This window comes from Miniphocaeibacter sp. (genome assembly GCF_049276255.1).
Lineage (GTDB): Bacteria > Bacillota > Clostridia > Tissierellales > Peptoniphilaceae > Miniphocaeibacter.
Map to the genome: position 1 here is coordinate 24,918 of NZ_JBASWB010000073.1, position 26,159 is coordinate 51,076.

The following is a 26,159-nucleotide window of genomic DNA, read 5'->3' on the forward strand; positions in this document are numbered from 1 at the left end:
AATGTATTATATACAGCATGCAGAGATGGTGGAATTGGTATACACGCTATCTTGAGGGGGTAGTGAGGACAACTCATGAGGGTTCAAATCCCTTTCTCTGCACCAGTATGTAAAAATAGAAAGGTAGGGGTGTTATGGATAGTAGAGAGTTAACCTTTAAAGGCGGAGTTCATATGCACGACTTTAAAGAATTAACAAACAAATATTCAATTGAAACTGGTCCAAATGTAGAGACTGTTACAATAGCACTTCATCAACATACAGGAGCTCCTTGTGAGCCATTGGTAAAAATTGGTGATGAAGTAAAAGTTGGACAAAAAATCGGTGATGCTGATGCTACAATTACTGCTCCAGTACATTCAAGTGTAAGTGGGGTTGTAAAAAAGATTGTAGAAATAACAACTGTAAGTGGCGTTAAAACTAAGGCCATAGTTATAGAATCCGATGGTAAAAATGAAATAGGTTATGAACCTTATAATGATGACTATACAAAGCTTGAACCAAAGGAAATAGTTAGAAGAGTAAGGGAAGCGGGAATTGTCGGATTAGGTGGAGCAGGTTTTCCTACCCATGTAAAAATTAACAAAAACCCTAAGGATACAATAAATTATGTATTGGTAAATGGTGCAGAATGTGAGCCATATTTAACTGGCGATCAAGTTACTATGGAAGAATATCCTGAAAAGGTAGTTGTAGGTTTAGATATAGTAATGAAGGCCATGGGAGCTCCAAACGGTTACATAGGCATTGAAAGCAACAAGCCGGAAGCCATTAAGAGGGTTTCAGAGGAGACTAAAAAGCTTAATGGTATTGAAGTAAGTGTACTTAAAACCAAATATCCTCAAGGGGATCAAAGAAGACTTATAGATTCAATACTTGGAATGAAAATGCCATCTTCTTTAAGAAGTACAGAAGAAGGTGTTCAGGTAATAAATTCCAGTACTGCAGCAGCAATATATGATGCGGTAATTTTGGGAAAGCCATTATATGAAAAGGTTGTCACCGTTACTGGATCAGCTATTGCTAACCCTAAAAATTTACTTGTAAAAGTTGGTACTTCATTAAAAGAAGTTTTAGAATATTGTGGTGGATTTAAGGAAGAACCAGGAAAAATAATCATAGGTGGACCTATGATGGGGGAAGCTCAATTTACAATAGACTCTCCAACCTTAAAGGCAAATGGTGGAATTATTGTTATGAATAAAGAAGAGGCAAAACCTCCAGTAATTACTGCATGTATAAAATGTGGTAAATGTGTAGATGTTTGCCCTGTATATTTAATGCCTTTATATTTACAACAAAATGTACTAAATAATAGATTTGAAGAGGCTGAAAAGCTTAATATAATGGATTGTATTGAATGTGGTTCATGTTCATATGTATGTCCTTCAAAACGTCCATTAGTAGAAGCAATTAGACATGGGAAACGAGAGCTTAGAGCTGCATCAACTAAAAAGTAAGGAGGGATATTGTGGATAAGGAAAATATAAAAGTAAGTGAAACAAATTTCGATAATATTTTAACTGTGTCAGCAACACCACATATAAGATCTTCTGAAACTAGTTCTAGAATTATGTTAGATGTAGTGATTGCTTTAGTACCTGCCTTAATTGCTGGGACTTATTTTTTTGGATTAAGAGCATTAATGCTTGTTTTAGTTTCAGTAGCAGCAGCAGTTTTATCTGAATTTGTTTTTCAAAAAATAACGAAAAAAGAAAGTACAATAACGGATTTATCGGCAGTAGTAACAGGTATATTAGTAGCTTTTAATGTACCGTCAACATTGCCATTTTACATGGTGGCATTTGGTAGTTTTTTTGCAATAGTAGTAGTTAAGCAATTATTTGGTGGAATAGGTAGTAACTTTATGAATCCTGCATTAGCTGCAAGGGCTGCTTTAATGGCTTCTTGGCCAAAGGAAATGGCTAATTTTGTTGCACCAGGTGTAGATGCAGTAGCAACAGCAACACCATTAGGTGGCGGTGAAGCAGTTACTTTAATGGATGCATTTATAGGAAAAATGCCAGGAACTATTGGGGAAGTTTCTGCTGTTTGTTTATTAATAGGGGCATTATATTTAATAATAAGAAAAGTTATATCAATTAGAATACCTTTGGTATACATATTATCAACTGTAGTATTTTTATTTGCTTTTGGAATTCCTGCAAATAAATTATTAGATCAAGTTTTATACGGTGGATTAATTTTAGGGGCATTTTTCATGGCTACAGATTATGTAACAGCACCTGTAAGTAAAAAGGGACAAATAGTATTTGCTCTAGGTTGTGGTTTAATTACAGCAGCTATTAGAGTATTTGGGTCTTTACCTGAAGGTGTTTCCTATTCTATTTTAGTAATGAATGTAGCTACACCATTAATAGAAAAACTTACAACTCCTAAGGCATATGGAAAAGGAGGTAGGAAATAATGAGAAATACTGTGGTTTTAGCAGTTAAATTATTTGTTATTACAGCTGTTGCAACAGCAGTATTAGCTGTAGTAAATGGAATGACATCTCCTATTGTTACTGAAAGGGAAGCTAAAGAATATAGTGACTCTCTTAAAGAGGTATTTGAAACAGCTGATGATTTTAAATCTTTAAGTGAAACCGATAAAGATATATATACTAAAGTTGTAGAGGGAAATGAAAATGTAGAGGACATTGTTTTAGCCTATTCCGGTGGGGAAGAAGTTGGTTATGTATTTAAAGTCAACGGGAAAGGCTATGGTGGACCTATTACTTTTGTTATAGGAGTAGACAAAGAAGCTACAATATTAGGCTACAAAGTTTTAGTATCCTCTGAAACAAAGGGATTTGGTTCTCAAGTTGCAGAAGAACCATTCGTTTCATCTGTTGTAGGAAATAAAATAGATCAAGAAATAGTATCAGCGTCAAATCCTAGTACGGACTATGATATTCAAGCAATATCAGGGACGACTATATCTGTTAAAGGTATTCTTAGTGGATTAAACGGAGCTGTAAAAGCTTTATCAGAGCTAGGAATATAAGGAGGGAATTATGAGTATTAAGAAACTATTTAAAGACGGAATAATAAAAAACAATCCGGTACTTATTCAACTTGTAGGATTATGCTCTGTTTTAGGTGTTAGTACATCTGTAATTAATGCTTTAGGAATGGGAATATCTTTAATGGTGGTTTTAACCTTATCAAATCTTGTTATTTCACTACTTAGAAATTTCATTCCAGACGATATAAGAATTCCTTGTTATATAGTTGTTATTGCTACATTTGTTACAGTTGTAGATATGGTTATTAAGGCCTATTTACCACCGCTATATGATGCACTGGGAATATTTATACCGTTAATAGTTGTTAACTGTATTATATTAGCAAGAGCTGAAGGCTTTGCTAATAGTCATGGACCTTTATTATCAGTAATAGACGGTATAGCAAATGGAATTGGATATACAGTAGTTATAACTATTTTAGCGTTTTTCAGAGAGGTATTAGGAGCAGGTTCTATTTTAGGATTTGAATTTTTATCTGGAGAAACAATTAAACCTATAGGAATTATTGCTCAAGCACCTGGTTCATTTATACTTCTAGGTTGTATATTAGCAGCTTTTAATTTTATTATTAGCAAAAAAGAAAAGAAAGCAAAGGAGGATAATTAAGAATGGAATTATTATCAAGTATTTTTAAAATATTGGTATTATACATACTTGTAAACAACTATGTACTAGGCCAATTCTTAGGTATTTGTCCTCTAATCGGGGTTTCTACAAAAACAGAAACTGCTGCAGGAATGGGACTTGCTGTAACATTTGTTATTACAATAGCTTCAGTTGTAACCTATGCTATACAGTATTTTTTATTAGTTCCACTTAAATTAGAATATACACAAACTATAGTGTTCATTTTAGTAATTGCAACATTGGTACAATTTGTCGAAATGGTTTTAAAGAAAATGACACCAGGTCTATATAGTGCATTAGGTGTTTATTTACCATTAATAACAACAAACTGTGTTGTACTTGGAGTAGCAATTGCAAATATTCAAGAAGGCTATAATTTAATAGAAACAGTAGCATCTGCTTTAGGTTCTTCAATAGGATTTTTCATTGCTATAGTTTTATTATCAGCAATTAGAGAAAAACTAGAACTTGCAGACGTACCAAAAGCTTTTAAAGGAGTACCTATTGCCTTAGTAGCTATTGGTTTAATGGCAATGGCATTTTTAGGTTTCTCAGGTTTAGTATAGGAGGTAGCTATGGATTTAAACAGTATTTTAATTGCCGTAGGGGTTTTAGGGGTTTTAGCAATAATTTTTGCTATAATTCTTGGTTTTGCTTCAAATGTTTTTCATGTTCCTGTAGATGAAAGGGTTGAAGCAGTAAGAAATGAGCTACCTGGAGCAAACTGCGGAGCCTGTGGTTTTCCTGGCTGTGACGGTTTGGCTAATGCAATTATATATGAAGGTGCATCATTATCGGCGTGTCCAGTAGGAGGAGCAGACCTAACAGAAAGATTAGCTGAATTATTAGGAGCAAATGCTTCAGCGGCAGATAAAAAGGTTGCATATGTAAAATGTCAAGGAACTAGGGAAGTAGCAAAGGATAAATTTGATTATATAGGAATTCCTGATTGTAGGGCAGACCAAGCACTACAGGGAGGTCATAAATCATGTACCTATGGTTGTCTTGGCTGTGGTACTTGTGTTGAACAATGTCAATTTGATGCTTTACATATTATTGATGGTATTGCAAAAGTTGACAAAGAAAAATGTACAGCCTGCGAATTATGTATGGCAGTTTGTCCAAGGGATTTAATTGAATTAATATCTTATGATCAAGAGGTTGCTGTTCTTTGTAATAGTTTAGACAAGGGTAAAGATGTTAGACCAAGTTGTGATGTTGGTTGTATTGGATGTAAAATATGTGAAAGAAACTGTCCAGTAGATGCAATAAAGGTTAAAAACAATTTGGCCTATATTGATGAAGATGTTTGTATAAATTGTGGCATGTGTGTTGTTAAGTGTCCACAAAATTCAATTAAAGATTTTGAAGGTGCATTTGATATTAAAAAGGATTTAGTTCATAATTAAGTTTTTTATATAAGGGAGAATCGTAAGATTCTCTTTTTTATTACCTTGTAAAAGGTATTTTTTAATGATAAACTATTTAAAGAATATTCAAAGAGGTTGATAATGACTAAAGGTGATAAAATAGTGGTTTTGTTCATTTTTATTTCATCAATTTCATTATTTTTGATAATAAATTTAACAAATATTAATAGTGGAAATAAATATGTAAGTGTTCAAGTAAATGGGGAAGAAGTAAAGCAAATAACCTTTGGTACTTCATCTAAAAAAACATATCCAATAAAAAGTAAATTTGGAGAAAATATATTAGAAATTAATAAGGACAAGGTTCGTGTTATAGAGGCTACTTGTCCAGATAAATTAGATGTAAAGCAGGGTTATATTAAAAATATAGGAGAAATAATAGTGTGTGTTCCAAATAGATTGGTTATTGAAATTAAAAGTGATAAGGATTTATTGGACCTAGACGCTACTATATATTAAAATGAGAAAAATTATTTTTTTATCCTTGTTAACGACTCTTTCTTTAGTTATTTCCTTATTTGAAAGTATTATTCCCCTTCCAATACCAGTTCCAGGTGCTAAATTAGGATTATCTAATATAGTAATTTTAGTTACTTTAATATGCTTTGGTTTTAAAGAAACTTTAGTAGTGTCTATTTTAAAATCCTTCCTACAGGTACTTGTTGCAGGAAATCTTAGTTCCTTGCCTTACAGTCTTACAGGAACTATTTTTAGCGCTATTGTAATGGCTTTATCCTACAGATATTTATTAGGTAAACTAAGCTTAATAGGTATAAGTGAATTAGGGGCTTTTGCTTTTAATATTGGACAAATACTAGTGGCTAGTCTAGTATTAAATAATTTTAAAATTTTCACATATTTACCATTTTTAACTTTTATAGGAATATTTACTGGTTATTTTGTTGGCTTATCATCTAAATTTGTTTCTAGAAAGCTCTTAAAGGTGTTAAACAATAATGGAAAATCAAAAATACAACAATGAGTATAGATTAAGAATAAAAGATTTAAAAGACGAAGATAAACCTAGGGAGAAATTAGCCTTATATGGAGTCGGGTATTTATCTGATGAGGAATTATTAGCTGTTATTTTAGGAACAGGCTCAAAAAAACACAATGCAATAGAGCTTGCAAGAAATATTTTACATATGATGAAAAGAGAGAATAATCATATGGATATTACATTAAATGAATTAATGGAAATAGAAGGTGTAGGTATTTCTAAAGCAAGTAAAATTATAGCTGCCTTGGAATTATCTAAAAGATTAAATATTAGAAAATCATTTAATGAATATACAATTAATAGTCCTAATTCAGTTGCTAATATTTTTATGGAAGAATTAAGAAATAAACTGAAAGAATGTTTTTATGTTTTATTATTAAATACTAAAAATAAAATAATATCTAAAGAACTAATTTCTGAAGGAACTTTAAATAGTTCTTTAGTACATCCAAGGGAAGTTTTCAAACAAGCTATAAAGAAAAGTGCAAATTCAATTATACTTGTACATAATCATCCAAGTGGAGATCTTACTCCAAGCAAGGATGATATTCAAATTACAAAGCGTTTAGTGGAAACTGGCAATATAGTAGGAATTCAAGTTTTGGACCATCTTATAATTGGCGATGGCCAATTTTTAAGTTTAAAAGAGAAAGAATATTTTTAAGGAGTAAAGAATGCCATCATTTTTTAAAATTTTTGCAAAGGACATAGGAATAGATTTAGGAACGGCAAATACCGTAATATCAGATATAAACGGTAACATATTAATTAATGAGCCTTCCGTTGTAGCTATTGATTTAACAACTTATGAATTATTAGCTGTTGGTATTGAGGCAAAAAATATGCTTGGGAAGACTCCTGAAAATATTATGGCAGTAAGACCGTTGGAAAATGGTGCTATTGCAGATTTTGAATTAACAAGAGCAATGTTATCTTATTTTATAAAAAAAGCTATTAAGGGTTTTACATTAATTCAACCTAGAGCTGTAGTTACTATACCTTCCTTTTTAACGGATATTGAAAGAAGGGCAGTTGAAGATGTAGTAATATATGCTGGTTGTAGAGATGTTGTATTAATAGAAGAAAATATAGCAGCAGCCTTAGGTATGGGCTATGATATAAATAAACCACAGGGGAATTTAATCGTAAATATTGGAGCCGGTACAATAGAGACAGCAATTGTGTCCTTAGCTGGAGTAGTTGCAGCTAATGCAGTAAAGTACGGCGGAGACAATGTTGACAGGAATATTAGAAAATATATAAAGAAAAAACATAATTTCCTAGTAGGAAATACTACTTGTGAATATTTAAAAAATAATATTTGTTCTTTAAAGAAGGAAAGTCAATCTAGAAAGGCAAGTATTAGTGGAAAAGATCTTATAACAGGTATGCCGAAGGTAGTAGAGATTTCGGCAGCAGATCTATTAGAGTGTGTAATGCCACTAGTTAACGAAACTTTTACATCAATAAGAACGGTTTTGGAAAAAACTCCTCCTGAAATTTCTGGGGAAGTAGTTATGAATGGAATGGTTATATGTGGTGGTTTAGCTAATCTTGAAGGATTTGCAGATAGTATAAGGGAAAATATTTTAATTGAAACTAAGGTAAGTGAAAATCCTATAGATGTAACAGGAATTGGAATAGGAAAAGCCATAGAACTAATTACAAAAAAAAGAAAGTTATTTATTAGGAAGAAAAATGAACAATAGTTTTAGAAATAATAACAAAAAAAGAAGATATGTTATTTTTATTACAACAGTTTTGTTTTTAATATCATTAATTGTTACAAGTAAAGGAGATAATAGACTTTTATCCTTTGGGGGAAATATTGTTGGAACTATTACTACTCCAATAACTAAAGTTGTATATTTTACATCTTCCAAATTAATAGATGGACTTGAGTTTTTATTTGGTTCAGCAGATATGAGAAAAGAAAATGCTGAGTTAAATGCTGAAAATGCAATATTAAAAAAACAAGTTGAAAATATGGAAATGGTTATAAACAATGAAGAGTATTTAAAAACAGAATATGATTTAATAAAAAAAGACAAGAAAAATTATAAAAAAGCATATATAGTTGGAGTTGATTCTTCCAATGTTTATGATAGATTTACTATTGACAAAGGTACAGCTAGTGGTGTTAAAGAAAAAGATGCCATTGTACAAGGAGTAATAGGGGAAGATGGTACCATAGTTCAAGGGCTTATTGGTACTGTAGTAGATGTAGGACTTAATTACGCTAAGGTTTCTTCAATAACCGATTCTAGTGCAGGAGTTTCCTTTAGAACTTCTAAATCTGGGGAAATAGGTGCCATAACAGGTGGAAACAAAAACAATATTGAAGGGATAATGTATAGAACAGAGGCTAATGTAACAGAAGGAGATGCAATTTATACTTCAGGACTTGGTGGAGTATATCCTCCAAATTTATACATTGGAAAAATAAAGGAAGTAATTAAAGACGAAAGTGATACTGAGAAAAAAATAATAATTGAATCACCTGTAGACTTTAATAACATTTACAGAGTTTTAATTTTAAAAAATGAACAGGAATTAGACAATGAATAGATTTAAAATAGCAATAGTAGTTTTAGTAAATTTAATATTACAAGCAACTGTATTTTCTAGAATTGAAATATTATCGGTTCATGCAAATATATCCATACCTGTAGTTGTAAGTTTAGCAATAGGATTTGGACCCTATGTAGGTGGTTTTGGTGGCTTAATAATAGGACTTATAGAAGATATATTATTTTCTAAAGTCCTTGGTATTAGGGCCTTAATGTATTTTGTTATTGGCTTTTTAATAGGGAATTCTGAAGCTGGAATAAACAAGGAAGATATTAGGACAGGTGTTATTTTAACTGCTGTATCTACTGTAGGAAATTTTTTAGGCAATTCTCTAATTGTTAAAATAATAGGGGATAAAGCCGGATTTTTTAGTTATTTACTAGGTCCTATTATTATAGAGGTAATTTTAAATTCCCTGTTATATATTTTAGTATTTTATTTATTTAAGAAAATATTTGTTTTTCCTAGATTTAGATTATAGTTGGTGTCTGTATGAATAGTATAAAAAAAATAATTAGAAAATTTTTTAAGAACATTGAAGGAAAGGATAGATTTTATGCTATAAAAATAATTCTTTTTATTACAATGTTTTTGCTTTTTATAAGACTGGCTTATTTAACCATAATAAAAGGCAATTATTATAGGGATATTTCTGAAAATTCTAGAATCAGAGAGGTAGAAATAGTAGCCCCAAGAGGAAATATTTATGACCGTAATGGAGATGTATTAGCAGGAAATAAAACTGTATATACAGCTTCTATTATGAAGGATGAATTTACATTATTAGCTAGTGAAGAAAAAAATGAAAATCTTCTTAAATTAAGTAGGTATTTAGACTTAGATGGTGCTACTTATAATATGGAATATCCTATATCTTATAATATAATTTCCTATAAAAATAAAGATGATTATATTTCAGAAGATGAAAGTCCAATTGAAAAAACAGTAAGAATTATTATAGAAAATAATTTAGTTCCTACTCTTATTAAAGAAGAGTACAAAGAAAATACTAAAAATGGTGAATACAAATACAGAGTAGTCGATTCAATTATTAAGAGTATAAAAAACAAGGGTTATAATTTACCTTTAAGTTCTGGAATGGATAAACTAGAATTTGAAGATGTTGAAAACAATGATTTTTTAAAGGACAAGGGATATGAAGAAAACCAAAGTCCCTATGAGTTTTTAGCAAATTATGCTAAAGAGGATGAAGGAATTATTCGAAATATATTAAATCATCCTGTAGGAAGAAAAATTGTTTACGACCTTTTAAAAGATAGGAAGTTAGAAGAGAATTTAGTAATAAAAAAATTAGGTTTTCAAGATGAGGAATCACTATTGGAAATTAAAGCAACCCTTTCAAAAAATCATTCAGGAATTACTTTAGATTCAGATGCAAAGGATGACTTTGTTGAAATAGTTAAAGACTCAAGTTTACCTCAATTACTAGACAATGTTACCTTAAATGCAAGTTCTGAAGATGATAATGTTGTTGTTCCAGCTAAAATAGCCTTGGAAATATTGAGAAAGAAAAACATAGATAATGATATAGTAGTCGATATTGATGAGTCTAATAAGAATAATCCAGTTGCAAGTATAAAATATAAATCAAAGGATAAGAATAAGGATATAAATGCTAAAGATTTATTAATTAAATTATTAATTGAAAATGATTTACTGGAAGATTTTATTACATCGGATAAAATAAAGTTTATTGCACAAAAAATAAATACTGAATTAAATATAACTCCTCAAATATCTGTAGTTGATTGGGTATATACCTATGAAAAAAACATTTCAGACCTATATGAAAAATATAAAGTAGATGAAGAAGATGGTGTGAAAAATTTATACAAGGCCATAAAGGAAAAATATGAAGTAGATAAATATTCGGATTATGATACTTATAATATTATTAAGATTTATGATGCCCTTGAAAAACATGGGGACTTAAGATATGTTCCTTTAGATTTAACCTATAATATAAGTGAGGTTACATTTTCAAAAATAAAGGAAAACTTTACAGATGATTCAGGGATTTTTGTTGATTCTGAATCTATTAGATACTATCCTCATGGTGAGTTAGCTTCCCATGTTATAGGCTATATGGGAAAAATTTCAACAGAAAGTGAAATTAACACCTACTTAAAAGAAGAAAAATACAATGCCGATTCTTTAATAGGAAAGACTGGAGTGGAAGAAGGCCAAGAATTACAATTAAAAGGCGAAAATGGTTTTAAAAGGGTTATGGTAGACAATAGGGGAAATACTACAGAAGTCCTTGGAGAAACAAAACCTACACCAGGAAAAGATGTATATACCTCTATTGATAGAAAAATTCAACAAGCTGCAGAAGGTGCATTAAAAGAAACTATATCATCTCTAACAGGGGATAATGTGTTTAATTCCGATTGGGGAGATGTTAATTTAGTTAATTCCTCAAATGGCCAATACAAAGATGCAACTAGTGGCGCTGTTGTGGTTTTAGATGCAAAAACTGGTCAACTTGTTGCCATGGCAAATGAACCTGGAGTAAATTTAAATATGTTTTCAACAGGTATTTCATCAAGTGATTGGAAGAATTTATTTCCAAAAGACGAAAGGGATATGTTTGCACCTAGGCCCTTGTTAAATATAGCAATGCAATCAGCAATACAGCCTGGTTCAACATTTAAATTGGCTACATCATTAGCTGGTTTAAGCTCAGGTTTAAATCCAGATCATCCTATTAATTGTTCAGGACATATTAAAGTAGGAGGAAGGGTTTTTCAAGATGCTGTTTGGGGTAGCCATGGTGGAATGCATGGAAACGAAACTTTAAAAGATGCTATTAAAGATTCTTGTAATATTTATTTTTATAAATTAGCTTTGGGAGAAGAGGGAGAGTCTAAGGATGGTAGCAAATTTAAATTAGAAGTTGATAGTATTGAAAAATATGCTAAGATGTTAGGCTTAGGAGAAAAAACAGGAATTGATATTAATATTCCTGCTGAGTCTTCAGGTATTTTACCAGATAGAAAAATAAAAAAAGCTTCCTATAGAAATCAATTTATTAAATTTTTAGAGGAAAATGCTAAATCTTGCTTAGTTGATAAAAAGACTTCAGATGAGGATCTACAGGATTTGATTAAGGAAATAACATCTTGGATAGATGAGGAAGTAGTTCCTTCTGAATCAGAGGTAATTAAAAGACTTAAGGAGCTTGGTTTTGATCCTAATGTAAAAATAGGTTCAGATGACAGGTCTTTTTCAACTAAAATTAAATACGACTACTTAGATCAATCGGAATGGTTAATAGGTGATAGTCTAAATGTAGTAATAGGACAAGGACAAAATGCTTATACACCTCTACAAATGGCTAGGTATATGTCAACAATCGCTAACGGAGGATATAAGAATAAGGTATCTGTTGTAGATAAAGTTGTTAATAGTAAAGATGGGGTTGCTGTTTATGAAAATACACCAACATCTGAAAGAATAGATATTGATGATTATAGTTATATAGATATTATTAGAGAAGGTACTAATATGGCATCAAAGGATGCCTTAAATAGTAATGTACTTGGAAAATTGCCGTTTGAAATGGGAATAAAATCCGGTACAGCAGAAACAGGATTAAAAAATCCTGTAACGGGAAAAGAATATAGTGACCATGGCTGGATGATAGGCTTTGCTCCCTACGAGGATCCACAATATGTTGTTGCAGCAGTTGTAATTCAAGCAGGAACAAGTCAAAATATTACACCTTTAATGAGAGAGGTTTTAGGTGCTGCTATGGAAGTTTATCCTTCTAATGGAAATAGCTATAGTAACAATAATTATAATAATAATGACGACAATAACGATAATAACGATAATAATGAAACAATAGATGATGAATAGAGGTTAAGATGAAAAAGATATATATTTCATCTGAGGATAAAACTAGAAAGTACTTGTATATTTCAAGCCTTTCTAGTTTTTTATCTAAAGATAAAAAAGTTTTAATAATAAATATGGAAGGTAATAGAGATTTAGAAATATATTTTGGAATTGAAGATTATATAATATACGACTACCTAGATTATTTTTCAGGTATTTGTGATTTAGACCAAAGTATTTTAGAATTAAATGATAATTTAATGATTATGCCTAGTGCCTATAAAAGAGATAAATATATTATGGAAAATGAAGACTTTAGTAAGATAGACAATATTTTGGAATTTGACTATATAATAATCAATTCAAATGAAGAAATTTTAAAGAATATTAAGGAAACAGACATTATAGCAGACTATGTTTTTAAAGTCGATAATGGAAATAAGTATTTTATAAATAATCTGTCTATAAATAAAAGAATAAATTCAAAAATAAAAAAGTCTTTAGATAATGAAAATTATATTATATTAGGAGAAACTGAAATAGATTCAAATACTAAGGATGAATCTTTAAATGGAATTTGGAAAGTATACTTAGGTCAGGAAAAATATGAAGTTCAAAAAAGTTTTTTTGAAAGGTTACTAGGAAGGTAATGAAATATTATTTTATATACAAAAAAGAAGACAAAATAACTGTTGGATATACGGTAAATAATAAATTAAGATTATTGGAAAATATAAATATCGATGAAAGAGACGGTATTTATATTGCTAGGATTATAAAATCCATGGAAAGTATAAATGGATTTGTAATTGAAATTGAAAAAGGAACAAAGGGATGTATTAGCAAAAGTCAGATTAGAGAGGGTAAATCTCTTGGAGATGAAATATTAGTACAGCTTTATAAAAAAACCGGAGAAAATAAATTTGATAAATATACTATGGATTATAGTATAGCTGGACGAAATATAGTGTATTACCCAAATAGGGAGAAAAACAAATATTCTAGAAAAATAAATAGAAAGGATTACTTGAATTTTAGAAGGAAAATAGAAAGTAGCAATAAATTTAAAGGAGTAACCTTTAGAACTAATAGTATTAATATTTCCGAAGAAGAGATTTTAAAAGAATATAATTCCCTTATTAAAATTGATGAATATATAAAAAAACAATCGAAATTTCTACCTATACCAAGAAAATTATATTCTAATCCAAAGAGTGTTTTTGAATTGATTTCAGAAGAATTTGATTACATTATTACAAATAGTAAAGAAATAGGGAATATTTTAAAAAATTATTATAATAATGAAAATATTATTTTTAATGAAGAGTATGACTATAAATATGATGAGAATATAACAGAGGATTTAATAAATATTAGTTCTAAAAAAATAAATATTGATAATACTGCTAACATTATTATAGAAAAAACTGAAGCTTTAACAGTTATCGATGTTAATAGTGGAAGAAATGAAAAATATTTAGAAATAAACAAATTAGCTACAAAGGAATCTTTAAGACAAATAGAATTAAGAAATATTCAAGGGATAGTAATAGTAGATATTATAAATTTAAATAAAAAGGATTTTGAAGTTTTAAATAGTTTTATAATAAGGGAAGTAGAAAAATACCCAAAAATCAAATATTATGGAAAATCAAAAACAGGACTTTTAGAGTTTATAAGAACTGGAATAAAGATTGACTTTTAAATATATTTAGCATATAATACTTGAGTGTGTAACCGCTCAGATAAGGTTTTAAAGCATAGCACCGAAATCTGGCGAGTCTTAAAATAAGGAGGTGCACGTTAAATGTACGCAATAATTGAAACAGGTGGTAAACAATACAATGTAGAAGCTGGTAAAAGCTACTATATTGAAAAATTAAATGCAGAAGTTGGCGAAAATGTAGAATTTGATAATGTATTATTAATAGCTAACGGAGAAGATGTAAAAGTTGGTAATCCTACAGTTTCAGGAGCTAAAATAAAAGCAACTGTTGAAGCTCATGGAAAAGGAAAGAAAATTGTAGTTTTCAAATATAAAGCAAAGAAAAACTATAGAAAGAAAAAAGGACATCGTCAACCATTTACAAAAGTTAAAATTGAATCAATAGAAGGTTAAGATGATTAATATTAAAATGACCATAGATTCGAATAATAGGATTAAAAAAGTAGAGTCTAGAGGACATGGAGAATACGACGACAGCGGCAAGGATATAGTTTGTTCAGCAGTTTCGGTATATCTTATTAATACTATTAATACATTAACTGAGATTTTAAAGATTTCTGATAATATAGAATATTCTGTAGATTATGGATTTTATAATTTAACTATTAACTATAATACTATGGCAGAAGAGAATATCAGACAAACTGTACTTATAATGGATAGCTTAAAATTAGCTTTAAAGAGTATAGAGGAAAATTATAATGAATATATTAGCGTTGAATATGAGGAGGTGCGATAATATGTTAAAAATGAACTTACAACTATTTGCTAGTAAAAAGGGAGTAGGTAGTTCAAAAAACGGCCGTGATAGTGCTGCTAAAATGCTAGGTACTAAAAGAGGAGACGGACAATTTGTTCTTGCTGGAAATATTTTAGTAAGACAAAGAGGCACTAAATTTCATCCTGGTAACAATGTAGGAAAAGGTGGAGATGACACTTTATTTGCTACAATTGATGGTATAGTAAAATTTGAAAGAAAAGGTAAAGATAAAAGACAAGTTTCTGTTTATCCAAGAGAAGAATTAGCATAAAAATTTTGCAACACTATTATAGTGTTGCTTTTTTTATGACCTAACACAGAGAGCAGAGTGAACTGATGTAGGTCAGTAGCCTGTTAAATCCAAGTAAACTTGGTCAACAGATTACATGAGACCTGTAATCAAATCAAAGATTTGAACTAGGACTTCAAGATCCAGCGAGACCCAAATCTGTGATTTGGAGCCGAAGTCGTATAATGACCTAACACAGAGAGCGGAGTGAACTGATGTAGGTCAGTAGCCTGTTAAATCCAAGTAAACTTGGTCAACAGATTACATGAGACCTGTAGTCAAATCAAAGATTTGAACTAGGACTTCAAGATCCAGCGAGACCCAAATCTGTGATTTGGAGCCGAAGTCGTATTATGACCTAACACAGAGAACTAAGAGAGTTAAATTAAAATGATTTTACAATATTTAAGGTTAATATATTTTATAGACTAGGATAATATAGAAATTATATAAATAATGGGTAATAAATTAAATATGTGACTATTTATATATCTGTGATATATTTATATAAAGTAAAAAGAAAGAACAGGTAGTAATATGTTTATAGATGTAGCAAAAATAGAATTAAAGGCAGGAAAGGGAGGCGATGGTGCCGTATCCTTTCGTAGAGAAAAATTTGAACCTTCAGGTGGACCATACGGTGGAGATGGTGGTAATGGAGGGAATATTTATTTAGTAGCAAGTAACAGTATAAGAACATTGATGGATTTTAGATATAAAAGACATTACAAGGCACCAAATGGTGAAAATGGTGGAACAAAGAAAATGTATGGTAAAAAGGGAGAGGATCTTTATTTAAAAGTTCCTGTTGGAACCTTAATAAAGGACTTTGACTCTGACCGTGTTATACATGATATGAAAGAAGATGGGGAAGTTTTTTTAATTTGCAAAGGTGGTAGAGGCGGTAGAGGAAATGCTAAATTTGCAAGTTCAACAAGACAGGCTCCAAGATTTGCAGAACCAGGAACTAAGGGACAGGCAAGAACTATTAAGTTGGAAATAAAACTATTGGCAGATGTTGGATTAGTCGGATTACCAAATGTTGGAAAATCATCGATACTTTCAATTATTAGTGAGGCTAAACCTAAAATTGCAAACTATCACTTTACAACCTTAGAGCCAAATTTAGGTGTTGTTAAAGTAGGTGAGGGAGAATCTTTTGTTATAGCAGATATTCCCGGCCTAATAGAAGGTGCAAGTGAAGGTGTAGGTTTAGGGTTTGATTTTTTAAAGCATATTGAAAGAACCAAGGTTTTAGTTCATGTATTAGATGCTTCCGGTAGTGAGGGAAGAAATCCAGTAGAGGATTATAATACAATTAGAAAGGAAATGCTTTCTTACAATATAAAAATTGCAGATAAAAAAGAAATAATCGTAGCTAATAAAATGGATATTGAAGGAGCCAAGGAAGGCTTAGAAAAAATAAAGGAAGCTTTTCCGGATAAAATCGATGAAATTATTGAAATGTCAGCAGCTACAACAGAAGGTATAGATAAATTAAAATATAAAATTTGGGAATATATTAAAGATGCAAAATTACAGTATGAAACATATGATGAAGAGTATATTCCATTTGAAGAGGAACCAGAACCAGATTACGAAGTAACTGTAAGGGAAGACAATACTTTTATTGTAACGGGACCGTTAATTGATGATTTAGTCTATAGGACGAATTTTGAGGACTATGAGGCCTTAAGACATTTTCAAAAAGTCCTAGATGATAAAGGTGTATTTGAAAGATTAAAGGAATTAAACATTGGTAACGGAGATTTAGTAATTGTTGGAGAAATGGAATTTGAATATTTTGATTAGGAGGCTTAATGATAACAACAAAACAAAGAGCTTATTTAAAAAGTTTAGCTCATAAAATGGAACCAGCACTCTTAATAGGAAAAGGTGGAGTATCGGGAAATACCTTAAAACAAATAGATGACCTTTTAACTAAAAGAGAGCTTGTTAAAATAAAAATATTAAATAATAACCTAGATGATAAAGACGAAATTATAAGTACAATATTAGAGAACTTAAATGCAGAATTTGTTCAGTTTATTGGATCTAAATTTACTATATACAGAGAGTCAGATGAGAAGAAAATTGAATTGCCAAAATAAAAAAATAGGTATTATGGGAGGTACTTTTAACCCCATTCATATAGGCCATTTAGTTATGGCTCAAGAAGCCTTGGAATTTAAAAACTTAGATGAAATTATTTTTATTCCTGCAGGATTTCCTCCACACAAGAATAAGGACATTACCTCTGGCCTAAAAAGATTGGAAATGGTTAAGTTGGCTACTGAGGGAAATGAAAAATTCACCGTTTTAGATTATGAAGTAAAAAAAGAAAGTAAAAGCTATTCTATGGAAACTATAGAATATATAAAGGAAATATACCAAGACTGTAGTATTTATTTTATTATGGGGGAAGATTCCTTTATGTATATTGAGAAATGGTATAAATATGAAGAGTTTCTTTCAGAGGTTACAGTTCTTGTTGCAAGAAGATCTTTTGATAAGCAAAAAGTTCTTAGAGAAAAAATTAATAAAATAAATTTAGACGGATATTATGTTGAGGAAATTCCTACAGCATTTTTAGATATATCTTCTACGGAAATTAGAAAAAAATTTAGCTTGAAAAAAAATCCTAGGTATTATTTACCAGACAAGGTTTATAATTATATAATAAAAGAAGGTTTGTATGTTTAGTTTCGAAGAAATAAAAGAAGATTTAAAAAATAACTTAAAACAATCAAGATATGAACATACACTTAGAGTAGTTAAAAAGTCTGAAGAAATTGCTAGTCATTTTGAAGTTGATATTTATAAATGTAAATTAGCAGCACTACTTCACGATTGTGCAAAGGGGAAAGAAGAATATTATAAAAATAAATATATTCTAGAATATTCTAATCTAATAGAGAAAAAAGAATTTGAAGAATTTAAAAACCCCTTTTTAGAACATTGTTTAATAGGGTATTTAGTAGCTAAAAACCATTACAAAATAGAAGATAAGGAAGTTTTAAATGCAATATTATGGCATACTACTGGAAGACTGGCTATGACGGAAATTGAAAAAATAATTTACCTAGCAGATAAAACAGAAGATGGTAGGGACTATCCTTCAGTAGATAAAATAAGGGAAAAGTCATTAATTGATTTAAATGATGCTATAATATTAAGTATTAACAATAATATTAAGTATTTAATAGAAAAGAACCAAATAATTTCAGTAAATACAATAAAATTACGAAATGAACTGTTAGGAGGTATTAGTGGAAGATAGAGTACAATTAATTGTAAAAGCTTGTGAGGACAAGATTGGAAAGGACATTAAGGCAATAGAATTAGAAAAAGGAAGAGCCTTAGCTGATTACTTTATAATAGTAACGGGAAATACACCAAATCAAACACAAGCCATAGCAGATGAGGTAGAAAAAGTTGCCTTAGAGAATGAAATGGAAGTTTTTAGTAAAGAAGGATATAGAGACGGAAATTGGATTCTAGTAGATTTAGGTGATATAATATTACATGTATTTACTCCAGAGTTTAGAGAGTATTATGATTTAGAAAGATTATGGAGTAAATAGAAATAGAATTTAAAGGAGAGATTTTAATGAGCGTAGAATTTATTACAACACATAAGGCACCTGCAGCAATTGGTCCATATTCACAAGGAACTAGAGGATTAAAAGGGGCAGATGTAGTTTTAGTTTCAGGACAACTTCCAATTAAAGATGGTGAGTTAGTAAATGATGTAAAAGAAGCTACTCAAACAAGCTTAGATAATGTTTTAGCTATAGTTGAAGCAGCTGGTGGAAAATTAACAGATATAGCAAGAGTTGGTGTATTTGTTAAAAATATTGGTGATTTCGATGCAATTAACGAAGTATATACTAATTTCTTTGGCGACCACAAACCTGCTAGGGCATTAGTAGAAGTTGCAAAACTACCTAAAGATGCTGTTATAGAAATAGAAGCTACAGCTTTAATAAATGATTCTTTAGAATAATTTTACTCAATAGAGGATAGGAAACTATCCTCTTAATTTTTAAAATAAACTAAAGTATTTATACAATATTTGTTTTAGGAGTTGTTTATGATAGAAAAATTAAAGAGACTTGAAAATAAAAAAAATTATTTTTACATACTATCTTTCCTAATTCCGGTTATAGTTTTTCTGTTAATTTTTATAGTCTCTAGATTTTATCCCTTTGGTGACAGTCAGATATTAGTAATTGATGCCTACCATCAGTATTATCAGTTCATGTTAGAATTAAGAGGAAAAATTTTAAGTGGCGAATCTATTTTCTATAGCTGGCATTTAGGATTAGGTACGGATTTTATTTCCTTAATGGCTTATTATTGTACAAGTCCATTAAACCTATTGACAATTCTTGTTCCAGAATCTATGCTTAGTATTTTTTTTGCTTTATTAATAGCTATAAAAGTAGGACTAGCTGCCTTAACTTGTTCAATTTATTTAAAGTCTATCTATAATGAAAAGGATTATTCTTTAGTTATTTTTTCAGTGCTATACTCCTTATGTGGTTTTATAGCAGGTTATTATTGGAATATTATGTGGATAGATGTTTTTGCCCTCTTCCCATTAGTTATATTGGGTTTAAAGAATATTATATTAAAAAATAAGTATAAAACTTATATAATTTCTTTAGCACTATGTTTTTTTACAAATTACTATATGAGTATTTTTGTTAGTATATTTGCAATAATATTTTATATTTTTTATTCAATAAATATAGGAGTAAAATTTTTTGAATTTATAAAAAGAGGATTTATAATATTAGGAGCTTCAATTTTAGCAGCAGGTTTATTTTCTTGGATTTTAATACCTGCAGCAATTACCTTAACAAATGTCTTTAAAACAGCCAGTCCTTTTTCGGGAAATATTGAAACATATCATTCCTTTATAGATATATTTTCAAATTTTTTAGCCTTTAATTTCCCCACAGTTAGAGAAGGCTTACCTAATATATATTCAGGACTAATTACAATATTCTTTACAGTAGCGTATTTTTTAACAAGAAAAATTAAAATTAAAGAAAAAGTATTAAGCTTACTAGTGGTATTATTATTAATTTTAAGTACCAATATAAATATATTAAACTATATTTGGCATGGATTTAGATATACTAATATGCTTCCCTATAGATTTACATTTATCTTGTCCTTTGTATTAGTTGTAATTGCCTATAAGGGTTATAAAAACCTTAATGAATTTGAAAATAGAGAATATATTTCTATTTCTCTAATAACTTTAGGAATAGTAATATTTCTAGGAAGTAATAGAACAATAGAAGTGTTAATTGCTAATGTTGTTTTATTATTAGTTTACTTAATATTAATATATAGTAATAGAATTAAATATAGGGAAACAATATCTGCCTTAGTATATTTTTTAATTATTGCTGAAGTTTTTGCAAATACCTATATTGGTGTTAGTACAGCAGGAAAAACAGATCATGCTATATTTAATGAAAATAAAAAGGAAATTGAATACTTTATAGATAAGGTGGAAAAGGAAAAAGAAGACAATTTTTATAGAATGGAAGTTCTAGATAGGTTTACCTACAACGATCCTGCCCTATATCAATATAATGGAGTTGCCTTGTTTTCATCGACAATTGATGCAAGGGTATCTACATTTTTAGAAAATATTGGTGTTCCATCCTATCCAATAGGAAATAGGTATTTTTATAATTATGGCTCTCCATTAACAAATGGAATTTTAAATATAGATTATTTTATTTCAAGAAATAAAAAGTTACACGAAAATTTAGGAATAGAATTATTAGAAGAAAATAATAATGTCTTTTTATATAAAAATAATAAGAGCCTACCCTTAGGATTTATGATAAAAGAGCAGGCCTTAAATGAAAATTATTATAGTACTTTATTGGAAAATCAAAATTCTCTTTTTAGGTCTTTTACAGGAATTGATGAAAATATATTTACTGTAGTAGATAAAAATAAAATTAATTCATTAGAAATGAATTTAGAAGAGTATAACAATGGAAGATATAATTATACAATTTCAAATAGCGATTCTGAAGGTCAAATTAATATTGAATATATAATACCTGAAAGTGGATATTATTACATTGAAACCGATAAAGTAGAAGATGAAAAAATAATGCTAGAAACCAATAAGGATAATAAAACTTTAGATGCAAGAAGAAAATCCGTTATGTCTGTTGGATATTTTGAAAAAGGAGAAACAGTTAAATTTATAATAAAAATTAATTCAGAAGATGATGGGGATTATTTTCTAAACTTAGCTTTATTAGAGAAAGAAGTATTTAACGAGGGATACGAAATATTAGAAGAAGAATCTGCTAACTTGGTAAAATATAGTTCTAGAAAAGTGAATATGGAAATAACCACTATAGATAAGGGATACTTATTTACTTCAATTCCCTATAATGAAGGATGGATAGTTTATGTAGATGGAAAGAAAGCAGAAGTAAAACCCTTTAAAGATGCTTTCGTAGGATTATATTTAGAAAAAGGAGAGCATTTAATAGAATTTAAATATACACCAGTAGGATTTAAGGAAGGTGTGATTATAGCAGGGTTTTCTCTTATTATTCTCGTTTTTATTATTAGAAGAGAAAAGAAAAAAGAAATATTTATAATAGAATAAGAAGTTTTAGTTATTAATAATATATTTAAATTGGTGAGAATATGGAAATTGAAATTTTAAGAACTATAGAAGAAATAGAAGAAATAAAAGAGGATTGGGAAACCATTGAAAAAATGAATAATAATAATATTTATGTTCAATATGGTTTTATAAAAAACTGGGTAGAAAATGTATTTGATAAAAATGATGTATTATTTATAATTGTAGTTAAAGAAAAAGATAGTATATTAGGAATAGCACCCTTATATATACAAATAAGAAAAATTCTTTCGTTTAGGATTAAGGAATTAAAATTTATTGGTAATGGGGATTATAAGAATTTTATACTTAAAGAAGATTTTTCAAACAAATACTCTATCATTAAAAAAATATTAGATGTTATTTTTGAAAATGATAACTTATTTGACAGAATAGTCTTAGAAAAGATAGAAAGTAAATCGAATTTAGCATATTATTTTTTAAAAGATGATAGATATAATAAAAACTTTAATTTTTATAATGAAACACCATTTTTAAATTTAAAAAAAATTAGAAACGGAGAATTGAAATTATCAAAACCTTCTAAGGTAAATAAATTTAAAAATAAATTAAAAAGGGATTTAGGCTATAAATTTGAAGTAGAAGAAAATATTAATAAAGAACTTTTTAACGAAATAATTAATCTCCATTTAGAGGAACAAGAGTATTTAAAGGAAGAAATGAATAGAAGGAATAGAAGAAGTATTTTCTTCCAAGAAGGATTAAATAATTTTTATAAAAGTACTGTTGTTAATAATTCGAAAATGATATTATTCATTTTGAAAACAGACAATGATGAAATAATTAACTATAAACTATGCTACAAAGAGAATAAAATTATCTATTCTTGGAATTCAGCTTATAATATTAAGTATGAATCATTTAGTCCCAACAGTGTTATATATAAAGAAATATTTGATTATTTGTTAGACTTCTCAGATATAGAGATATTTGACTTTGGTGCAGGACGATATCCTTGGAAATTTAAATGGACAAAAGATTTTAATATAGTTTATAATTTTGAAAGTTGGAATGAAAAAAATTGGAAAATCAAAATGATTAAGAAATTAATAAATATTAAAAATAAATTTTAAGGGACAAGTGGAACAAAAAAGAATATAAATAAAGATAGCATGTATTTGTTTGATGTATTAATATTTTCTGAATATAGGGCTAAAGGTATAACTAATTTAATTTTTTCCTATTTAAAAAACTTTATGAAGGATAATAAAAAATTAAATTGCTATACAATAGTAGATAATACTAATTTTAAATCTAAAAACATGGTAATAAAAAATGGTTTTTTAAAAATCGGATATTTTATCACCATAAAATTTAAAGATAAAAGAAAAATAATAGTTGATACTTGGAGATAATTTTATGAGTTTTAAAGATATACTAGCTAAGATATTATATTATCCAATAAAATATAAGAACATTTTAGATATAAAAAGACTATATAAATCTTATGAAATTAACAATAAAAAATTAGATTTAATAGATATGAAACCATTGGGAAAAACATTAGTGATTATACCTCATGTTGATGATGAAACTATTGGTCTGGGAGGATTGTTAGTAAAAAACAAGCAGGATAATGAAAAGGTTGATTTTATTTATATGACCGATAGCGGTGGTAGTTTAAAAAAGGGTTCGGAAAATACAAAGCTAATAAGAAAAAATGAAGCTTTTAATTTGGCAAAAGAACTAAAGATAAATAAAATAGAAACCCTAGATGTAGAAAACAACAATGTAGAAAAATTCACAGATTATGCAATAGAAAAACTCAGTAATAAAATTTCAAAGGTAAATTATAAAAATCTATTTATTGTATCACCATTTGATGCTCATCCTGAACATAGATGGGTTAATAAAGTTCTATACAAGGTATTAAAAAAATCGAATTTTAAGGGAGATATATACCTATATGAGGTTAGTAATTTACTGCCTAATAGCCTTATTAATTCATATTGTAAAATAGATTTAAATGAAAAAAACAAACTATATAATATATTTGAAAGTCAAAAAAAAGCTATGGATTTTAATGTTTTCTCAAAATTAAATAAATATAAAGGACTTTCCATAAATGAAAATGAGCCTATTGAGTTTTATACGAAATTAAGTACTAAGGAATATATTAAATTATTAGAAATTTTTAAAAATATTAATATTGAAGATATTATCCCATATAGAATTGGAAATCATAGGTCTTTTTATAAGGTTGTTAATAATGAATACAAGGCTCAAAAATCATTTGATAAATTATTAAATAATTTTTAAATTAAAAACTTCCAGACAATTATACAGTCTGGAAGTTTTAATTTAACATTTCAAGTAGAACATTTAATGAATCTGCCTCTTCATCTACCCGTATTTCAGGATAGGTACCAAATTCAGTATTAGAGGATCCTTCTTCGTTAATTCCCATACCAACAGGCATTGAAAGAATAAAACCACTTTTTGGTAGTTCAATAAAGGCAGTGTTAAGGTTAACACCGTTTCCTCCTGTAAATTGGCCAACGGTATTGGCAAAATCGGTAATATTTGAAAATTGACTAAAAAAATCAGCGGCATTTTTAGTGTTTTTGTTTTGCAATAAGAATATTTCACCTTTAAAACTTGATTTTTTATTAATTCTTATATTATATTCCCTATAAAGGGGAAAGCTTTCAAGGTTTTCCTTAGAGATAGGAGTATCCTTTAACAATGAGGAATTTTTATAATCATTTTTTATTGTTATGTAGGGTAAGTTATTATAATAGTTTAAAAATTCCTTATGATTTTCATTTCTTTCAAGTATAATAGAATCCATTACAAGAGTATCATGAGCTAGTGGTTCAACTATATTATTTAGGACATACTCAATAGATTGTCCTTGGTTATCTCTTATATCGATTATTAAGTAAGGATAATCATTAATACTTTTAAGGAAGTTTTCTATAAGAGGTTTGTCCGTTTCAACAAAGAGAGGACTAAAATCGGTTATTTTTATATAGGCAATTTTATTCTCTAAGAGAATTGTCATAGAAAGTCCACTAAAGTAATCGTTGTTTTTGAAGTTGTTCTTATATTCTCCATAGCGTAATGATGGCATTTTGGAATTTATAACCTTATACCAAGGAGAATTATCCATAGTTTCTAAATATTGTTGGTATAAATAATAATTATCAGAATCTAATAGATATAAATTAGGCTGGTTAAATTCCTTGAAAAAATCAGATAAAATTTTCTCGTAATTTATGTCATCTTTTGTTTCTTTAATCAATTCTTTATATTTTTCTCTTATTTTATTTAGGTTTATTTCAGCATATTTTTCGTTAATAGATAAATAGGGATAATCGTTTTCTAATAAATCTATTATAAAGTTAAATTCCTCTAGTTTATCTTTTTCAGTAAGTTGAACTAAAATTGTATTTTTTTTAGTGGAATTATCTTCCTTTAAAAATTTACTAGGTTCAAATAAAAGAAAAGCTATTATAAAAATAGCAATATAGAAAAATATTAGAAACAAATTAGTTTTTTTGTTTTTTCTTCTATACTTTTTTTTCATATATTACTCCCAGAATAACATTATTTGTTTGATATTTATTATTATACTATAAATTTAAGTAATAATTAAATTAAAACTTGTTAACAAATTTATTAAAAGGGTATAAACTATTAAGTAGGAAAAGAAAGAGGGAGATGCAATGGATAACAAAGTACTAGATAATGCAAATAAGCTAATTAATTATAATTTAAATAATTATCTTTATTATAGATCCATGAAATCTTGGACTGATCGTAATGGTTGGAAAGGGTTCTCTAATCTATTAAATAAACAGGCTATGTATGCTTTAAAAGATTCTGAAATAATAGAGGACTACTTAAGACAATTAGGATATAAGGTCTCATTTGAAAAAATGGATAAGATTAATAGCGACATTGAAGACCTACAGGATGTTATTAAGTCTGTAGTTGAAACTGAAAAAGAACTATGTAAGAAATATGACAAAATTGTTTTAAAAGCTCGTGAAGAAAATAATATTGAAATAGAGATTTTCTTTAAAGGCTTATTAGCAAATCAAACAAAAGTTGTATCTTATATTGAACCATTAGAATTAAGAATGAAAAGAATGGGAAAAAAATCAAATGGATTATTTATAATAAATAGTTCATTAGCTAAATTATAAAAAGGAGATATTAATA

Annotated in this window: 30 protein-coding genes, 1 tRNA gene and 1 other annotated feature; of the genes, 30 read left to right on the top strand and 1 reads right to left on the bottom strand. The window is 28.6% G+C overall.

All coding sequences use genetic code 11. The annotated features are described in order from the left end of the window. The first annotated feature begins 19 nt into the window (after positions 1–19). The 29 genes from WAO56_RS09885 to WAO56_RS10025 all read left to right on the top strand — a co-directional run bounded on the left by WAO56_RS09885 (position 20) and on the right by WAO56_RS10025 (position 24,251). Positions 20–105, top strand: a tRNA-Leu gene (locus WAO56_RS09885). A 29-nt stretch (positions 106–134) separates the two neighbouring features. Next, positions 135–1,460, top strand: a complete 1,326-nt coding sequence (rsxC, locus tag WAO56_RS09890; protein WP_422143482.1) for an electron transport complex subunit RsxC — start codon at positions 135–137, stop codon at positions 1,458–1,460. A gap of 11 nt (positions 1,461–1,471) precedes the next feature. Continuing rightward, entirely contained in the window at positions 1,472–2,428 is a 957-nt protein-coding gene (locus tag WAO56_RS09895) for an RnfABCDGE type electron transport complex subunit D (RefSeq protein WP_422143481.1), read from the top strand. Further along, positions 2,428–3,009, top strand: a complete 582-nt coding sequence (locus WAO56_RS09900; RefSeq protein WP_422143480.1) for an FMN-binding protein — start codon at positions 2,428–2,430, stop codon at positions 3,007–3,009. The genes WAO56_RS09895 and WAO56_RS09900 overlap by 1 nt, the downstream gene beginning before the upstream one ends. 10 nt (positions 3,010–3,019) lie before the next feature. Beyond that, positions 3,020–3,637 (top strand): electron transport complex subunit RsxE, encoded by a 618-nt coding sequence (gene rsxE / locus WAO56_RS09905; protein ID WP_422143479.1) that lies wholly within the window; start codon positions 3,020–3,022, stop codon positions 3,635–3,637. A gap of 2 nt (positions 3,638–3,639) precedes the next feature. Beyond that, positions 3,640–4,224 carry an electron transport complex protein RnfA gene (locus WAO56_RS09910; RefSeq protein ID WP_422143478.1) on the top strand — a complete coding sequence of 195 codons (585 nt, stop codon included), beginning with the start codon at positions 3,640–3,642 and terminating at the stop codon, positions 4,222–4,224. 9 nt (positions 4,225–4,233) lie between these two features. Then, positions 4,234–5,067 carry an RnfABCDGE type electron transport complex subunit B gene (locus WAO56_RS09915; RefSeq protein WP_422143477.1) on the top strand — a complete coding sequence of 278 codons (834 nt, stop codon included), beginning with the start codon at positions 4,234–4,236 and terminating at the stop codon, positions 5,065–5,067. 102 nt (positions 5,068–5,169) lie between these two features. Continuing rightward, positions 5,170–5,547, top strand: coding sequence for a NusG domain II-containing protein (locus WAO56_RS09920; RefSeq protein WP_422143476.1), 378 nt, complete (start codon positions 5,170–5,172; stop codon positions 5,545–5,547). Between the two features lies 1 nt (position 5,548). After that, the gene (locus tag WAO56_RS09925; protein WP_422143475.1) at positions 5,549–6,070 is read left to right on the top strand and encodes a Gx transporter family protein; all 522 of its coding nucleotides are present in this window, start codon (positions 5,549–5,551) and stop codon (positions 6,068–6,070) included. Beyond that, positions 6,045–6,752, top strand: a complete 708-nt coding sequence (radC, locus tag WAO56_RS09930; protein WP_422143474.1) for a RadC family protein — start codon at positions 6,045–6,047, stop codon at positions 6,750–6,752. The genes WAO56_RS09925 and radC overlap by 26 nt, the downstream gene beginning before the upstream one ends. A gap of 10 nt (positions 6,753–6,762) precedes the next feature. Further along, the gene (locus tag WAO56_RS09935; RefSeq protein ID WP_422143473.1) at positions 6,763–7,797 is read left to right on the top strand and encodes a rod shape-determining protein; all 1,035 of its coding nucleotides are present in this window, start codon (positions 6,763–6,765) and stop codon (positions 7,795–7,797) included. Continuing rightward, positions 7,787–8,656, top strand: coding sequence for a rod shape-determining protein MreC (gene mreC, locus WAO56_RS09940; protein ID WP_422143472.1), 870 nt, complete (start codon positions 7,787–7,789; stop codon positions 8,654–8,656). The genes WAO56_RS09935 and mreC overlap by 11 nt, the downstream gene beginning before the upstream one ends. Further along, positions 8,649–9,140: a rod shape-determining protein MreD gene (gene mreD, locus WAO56_RS09945; protein WP_422143471.1), complete on the top strand. Its 492-nt coding sequence runs from the start codon at positions 8,649–8,651 to the stop codon at positions 9,138–9,140. The genes mreC and mreD overlap by 8 nt, the downstream gene beginning before the upstream one ends. Positions 9,141–9,151: 11 nt before the next feature. Beyond that, positions 9,152–12,541: a penicillin-binding transpeptidase domain-containing protein gene (locus WAO56_RS09950; RefSeq protein WP_422143470.1), complete on the top strand. Its 3,390-nt coding sequence runs from the start codon at positions 9,152–9,154 to the stop codon at positions 12,539–12,541. A gap of 8 nt (positions 12,542–12,549) precedes the next feature. Then, on the top strand, positions 12,550–13,170 hold the full coding sequence (locus tag WAO56_RS09955; protein ID WP_422143469.1) for a hypothetical protein: 621 nt from the start codon (positions 12,550–12,552) through the stop codon (positions 13,168–13,170). Continuing rightward, positions 13,170–14,225 carry a ribonuclease E/G gene (locus WAO56_RS09960; protein ID WP_422143468.1) on the top strand — a complete coding sequence of 352 codons (1,056 nt, stop codon included), beginning with the start codon at positions 13,170–13,172 and terminating at the stop codon, positions 14,223–14,225. The genes WAO56_RS09955 and WAO56_RS09960 overlap by 1 nt, the downstream gene beginning before the upstream one ends. Before the next feature lie 20 nt (positions 14,226–14,245). After that, positions 14,246–14,314, top strand: a sequence feature (ribosomal protein L21 leader region). Positions 14,315–14,327: 13 nt separating this feature from the next. Beyond that, positions 14,328–14,639, top strand: a complete 312-nt coding sequence (rplU, locus tag WAO56_RS09965) for a 50S ribosomal protein L21 (protein WP_422143467.1) — start codon at positions 14,328–14,330, stop codon at positions 14,637–14,639. Position 14,640: 1 nt separating this feature from the next. After that, a complete protein-coding gene (locus WAO56_RS09970) occupies positions 14,641–14,985 on the top strand; it encodes a ribosomal-processing cysteine protease Prp (protein ID WP_422143466.1) in 345 nt (114 codons plus the stop codon). 1 nt (position 14,986) lies between these two features. Beyond that, complete coding sequence (gene rpmA / locus WAO56_RS09975; protein WP_422143465.1) at positions 14,987–15,277, top strand: 50S ribosomal protein L27; 291 nt, start codon at positions 14,987–14,989, stop codon at positions 15,275–15,277. 555 nt (positions 15,278–15,832) lie between these two features. After that, positions 15,833–17,107, top strand: a complete 1,275-nt coding sequence (gene obgE / locus WAO56_RS09980) for a GTPase ObgE (RefSeq protein WP_422144855.1) — start codon at positions 15,833–15,835, stop codon at positions 17,105–17,107. Positions 17,108–17,115: 8 nt separating this feature from the next. Next, positions 17,116–17,406, top strand: a complete 291-nt coding sequence (gene yhbY, locus WAO56_RS09985) for a ribosome assembly RNA-binding protein YhbY (RefSeq protein ID WP_422144856.1) — start codon at positions 17,116–17,118, stop codon at positions 17,404–17,406. After that, positions 17,378–17,998, top strand: coding sequence for a nicotinate-nucleotide adenylyltransferase (gene nadD / locus WAO56_RS09990; RefSeq protein WP_422146350.1), 621 nt, complete (start codon positions 17,378–17,380; stop codon positions 17,996–17,998). The genes yhbY and nadD overlap by 29 nt, the downstream gene beginning before the upstream one ends. Continuing rightward, positions 17,991–18,575 carry a bis(5'-nucleosyl)-tetraphosphatase (symmetrical) YqeK gene (yqeK, locus tag WAO56_RS09995; protein ID WP_422144858.1) on the top strand — a complete coding sequence of 195 codons (585 nt, stop codon included), beginning with the start codon at positions 17,991–17,993 and terminating at the stop codon, positions 18,573–18,575. Before nadD ends, yqeK begins: the two co-directional genes overlap by 8 nt. Beyond that, entirely contained in the window at positions 18,565–18,879 is a 315-nt protein-coding gene (gene rsfS, locus WAO56_RS10000; RefSeq protein ID WP_422144859.1) for a ribosome silencing factor, read from the top strand. The genes yqeK and rsfS overlap by 11 nt, the downstream gene beginning before the upstream one ends. 26 nt (positions 18,880–18,905) lie before the next feature. Then, positions 18,906–19,301 carry a RidA family protein gene (locus WAO56_RS10005; protein WP_243660194.1) on the top strand — a complete coding sequence of 132 codons (396 nt, stop codon included), beginning with the start codon at positions 18,906–18,908 and terminating at the stop codon, positions 19,299–19,301. Between the two features lie 87 nt (positions 19,302–19,388). Then, positions 19,389–21,953 carry a YfhO family protein gene (locus WAO56_RS10010; protein WP_422144860.1) on the top strand — a complete coding sequence of 855 codons (2,565 nt, stop codon included), beginning with the start codon at positions 19,389–19,391 and terminating at the stop codon, positions 21,951–21,953. Positions 21,954–21,994: 41 nt separating this feature from the next. Then, on the top strand, positions 21,995–23,065 hold the full coding sequence (locus tag WAO56_RS10015) for a GNAT family N-acetyltransferase (RefSeq protein WP_422144861.1): 1,071 nt from the start codon (positions 21,995–21,997) through the stop codon (positions 23,063–23,065). A gap of 123 nt (positions 23,066–23,188) precedes the next feature. Then, complete coding sequence (locus WAO56_RS10020; RefSeq protein WP_422146351.1) at positions 23,189–23,347, top strand: hypothetical protein; 159 nt, start codon at positions 23,189–23,191, stop codon at positions 23,345–23,347. A 4-nt stretch (positions 23,348–23,351) separates the two neighbouring features. Beyond that, on the top strand, positions 23,352–24,251 hold the full coding sequence (locus WAO56_RS10025) for a PIG-L family deacetylase (protein ID WP_422144863.1): 900 nt from the start codon (positions 23,352–23,354) through the stop codon (positions 24,249–24,251). A gap of 37 nt (positions 24,252–24,288) precedes the next feature. Here WAO56_RS10025 and WAO56_RS10030 read toward each other — a convergent pair whose 3' ends face one another. After that, on the bottom strand, positions 24,289–25,521 hold the full coding sequence (locus tag WAO56_RS10030) for a S41 family peptidase (RefSeq protein ID WP_422144864.1): 1,233 nt from the start codon (positions 25,519–25,521) through the stop codon (positions 24,289–24,291). 139 nt (positions 25,522–25,660) lie between these two features. Here WAO56_RS10030 and WAO56_RS10035 point away from each other — a divergent pair, with 139 nt between their 5' ends. Beyond that, the gene (locus WAO56_RS10035; RefSeq protein ID WP_422144865.1) at positions 25,661–26,143 is read left to right on the top strand and encodes a ferritin-like domain-containing protein; all 483 of its coding nucleotides are present in this window, start codon (positions 25,661–25,663) and stop codon (positions 26,141–26,143) included. The last annotated feature ends 16 nt before the right edge of the window (positions 26,144–26,159 follow it).

Excerpts from the sequence above, each read along its gene's own strand:
- WAO56_RS09960 (WP_422143468.1), top strand. The coding sequence starts at position 13,170 with ATGAAATATTATTTTATATACAAAAAAGAAGACAAAATAACTGTTGGA.
- nadD (WP_422146350.1), top strand. The coding sequence starts at position 17,378 with ATGAGAAGAAAATTGAATTGCCAAAATAAAAAAATAGGTATTATGGGA.
- rpmA (WP_422143465.1), top strand. The coding sequence starts at position 14,987 with ATGTTAAAAATGAACTTACAACTATTTGCTAGTAAAAAGGGAGTAGGT.
- WAO56_RS09915 (WP_422143477.1), top strand. The coding sequence starts at position 4,234 with ATGGATTTAAACAGTATTTTAATTGCCGTAGGGGTTTTAGGGGTTTTA.
- rplU (WP_422143467.1), top strand. The coding sequence starts at position 14,328 with ATGTACGCAATAATTGAAACAGGTGGTAAACAATACAATGTAGAAGCT.
- WAO56_RS09910 (WP_422143478.1), top strand. The coding sequence starts at position 3,640 with ATGGAATTATTATCAAGTATTTTTAAAATATTGGTATTATACATACTT.
- WAO56_RS10030 (WP_422144864.1), bottom strand. The coding sequence starts at position 25,521 with ATGAAAAAAAAGTATAGAAGAAAAAACAAAAAAACTAATTTGTTTCTA.
- WAO56_RS10005 (WP_243660194.1), top strand. The coding sequence starts at position 18,906 with ATGAGCGTAGAATTTATTACAACACATAAGGCACCTGCAGCAATTGGT.
- WAO56_RS10010 (WP_422144860.1), top strand. The coding sequence starts at position 19,389 with ATGATAGAAAAATTAAAGAGACTTGAAAATAAAAAAAATTATTTTTAC.
- rsxE (WP_422143479.1), top strand. The coding sequence starts at position 3,020 with ATGAGTATTAAGAAACTATTTAAAGACGGAATAATAAAAAACAATCCG.
- WAO56_RS09935 (WP_422143473.1), top strand. The coding sequence starts at position 6,763 with ATGCCATCATTTTTTAAAATTTTTGCAAAGGACATAGGAATAGATTTA.
- WAO56_RS10025 (WP_422144863.1), top strand. The coding sequence starts at position 23,352 with ATGAGTTTTAAAGATATACTAGCTAAGATATTATATTATCCAATAAAA.
- rsxC (WP_422143482.1), top strand. The coding sequence starts at position 135 with ATGGATAGTAGAGAGTTAACCTTTAAAGGCGGAGTTCATATGCACGAC.
- WAO56_RS09900 (WP_422143480.1), top strand. The coding sequence starts at position 2,428 with ATGAGAAATACTGTGGTTTTAGCAGTTAAATTATTTGTTATTACAGCT.
- WAO56_RS09920 (WP_422143476.1), top strand. The coding sequence starts at position 5,170 with ATGACTAAAGGTGATAAAATAGTGGTTTTGTTCATTTTTATTTCATCA.
- WAO56_RS09970 (WP_422143466.1), top strand. The coding sequence starts at position 14,641 with ATGATTAATATTAAAATGACCATAGATTCGAATAATAGGATTAAAAAA.
- radC (WP_422143474.1), top strand. The coding sequence starts at position 6,045 with ATGGAAAATCAAAAATACAACAATGAGTATAGATTAAGAATAAAAGAT.
- yhbY (WP_422144856.1), top strand. The coding sequence starts at position 17,116 with ATGATAACAACAAAACAAAGAGCTTATTTAAAAAGTTTAGCTCATAAA.
- WAO56_RS09950 (WP_422143470.1), top strand. The coding sequence starts at position 9,152 with ATGAATAGTATAAAAAAAATAATTAGAAAATTTTTTAAGAACATTGAA.
- mreD (WP_422143471.1), top strand. The coding sequence starts at position 8,649 with ATGAATAGATTTAAAATAGCAATAGTAGTTTTAGTAAATTTAATATTA.
- mreC (WP_422143472.1), top strand. The coding sequence starts at position 7,787 with ATGAACAATAGTTTTAGAAATAATAACAAAAAAAGAAGATATGTTATT.
- yqeK (WP_422144858.1), top strand. The coding sequence starts at position 17,991 with ATGTTTAGTTTCGAAGAAATAAAAGAAGATTTAAAAAATAACTTAAAA.
- WAO56_RS10035 (WP_422144865.1), top strand. The coding sequence starts at position 25,661 with ATGGATAACAAAGTACTAGATAATGCAAATAAGCTAATTAATTATAAT.
- WAO56_RS10020 (WP_422146351.1), top strand. The coding sequence starts at position 23,189 with ATGAAGGATAATAAAAAATTAAATTGCTATACAATAGTAGATAATACT.
- WAO56_RS09955 (WP_422143469.1), top strand. The coding sequence starts at position 12,550 with ATGAAAAAGATATATATTTCATCTGAGGATAAAACTAGAAAGTACTTG.
- WAO56_RS09925 (WP_422143475.1), top strand. The coding sequence starts at position 5,549 with ATGAGAAAAATTATTTTTTTATCCTTGTTAACGACTCTTTCTTTAGTT.
- obgE (WP_422144855.1), top strand. The coding sequence starts at position 15,833 with ATGTTTATAGATGTAGCAAAAATAGAATTAAAGGCAGGAAAGGGAGGC.
- WAO56_RS10015 (WP_422144861.1), top strand. The coding sequence starts at position 21,995 with ATGGAAATTGAAATTTTAAGAACTATAGAAGAAATAGAAGAAATAAAA.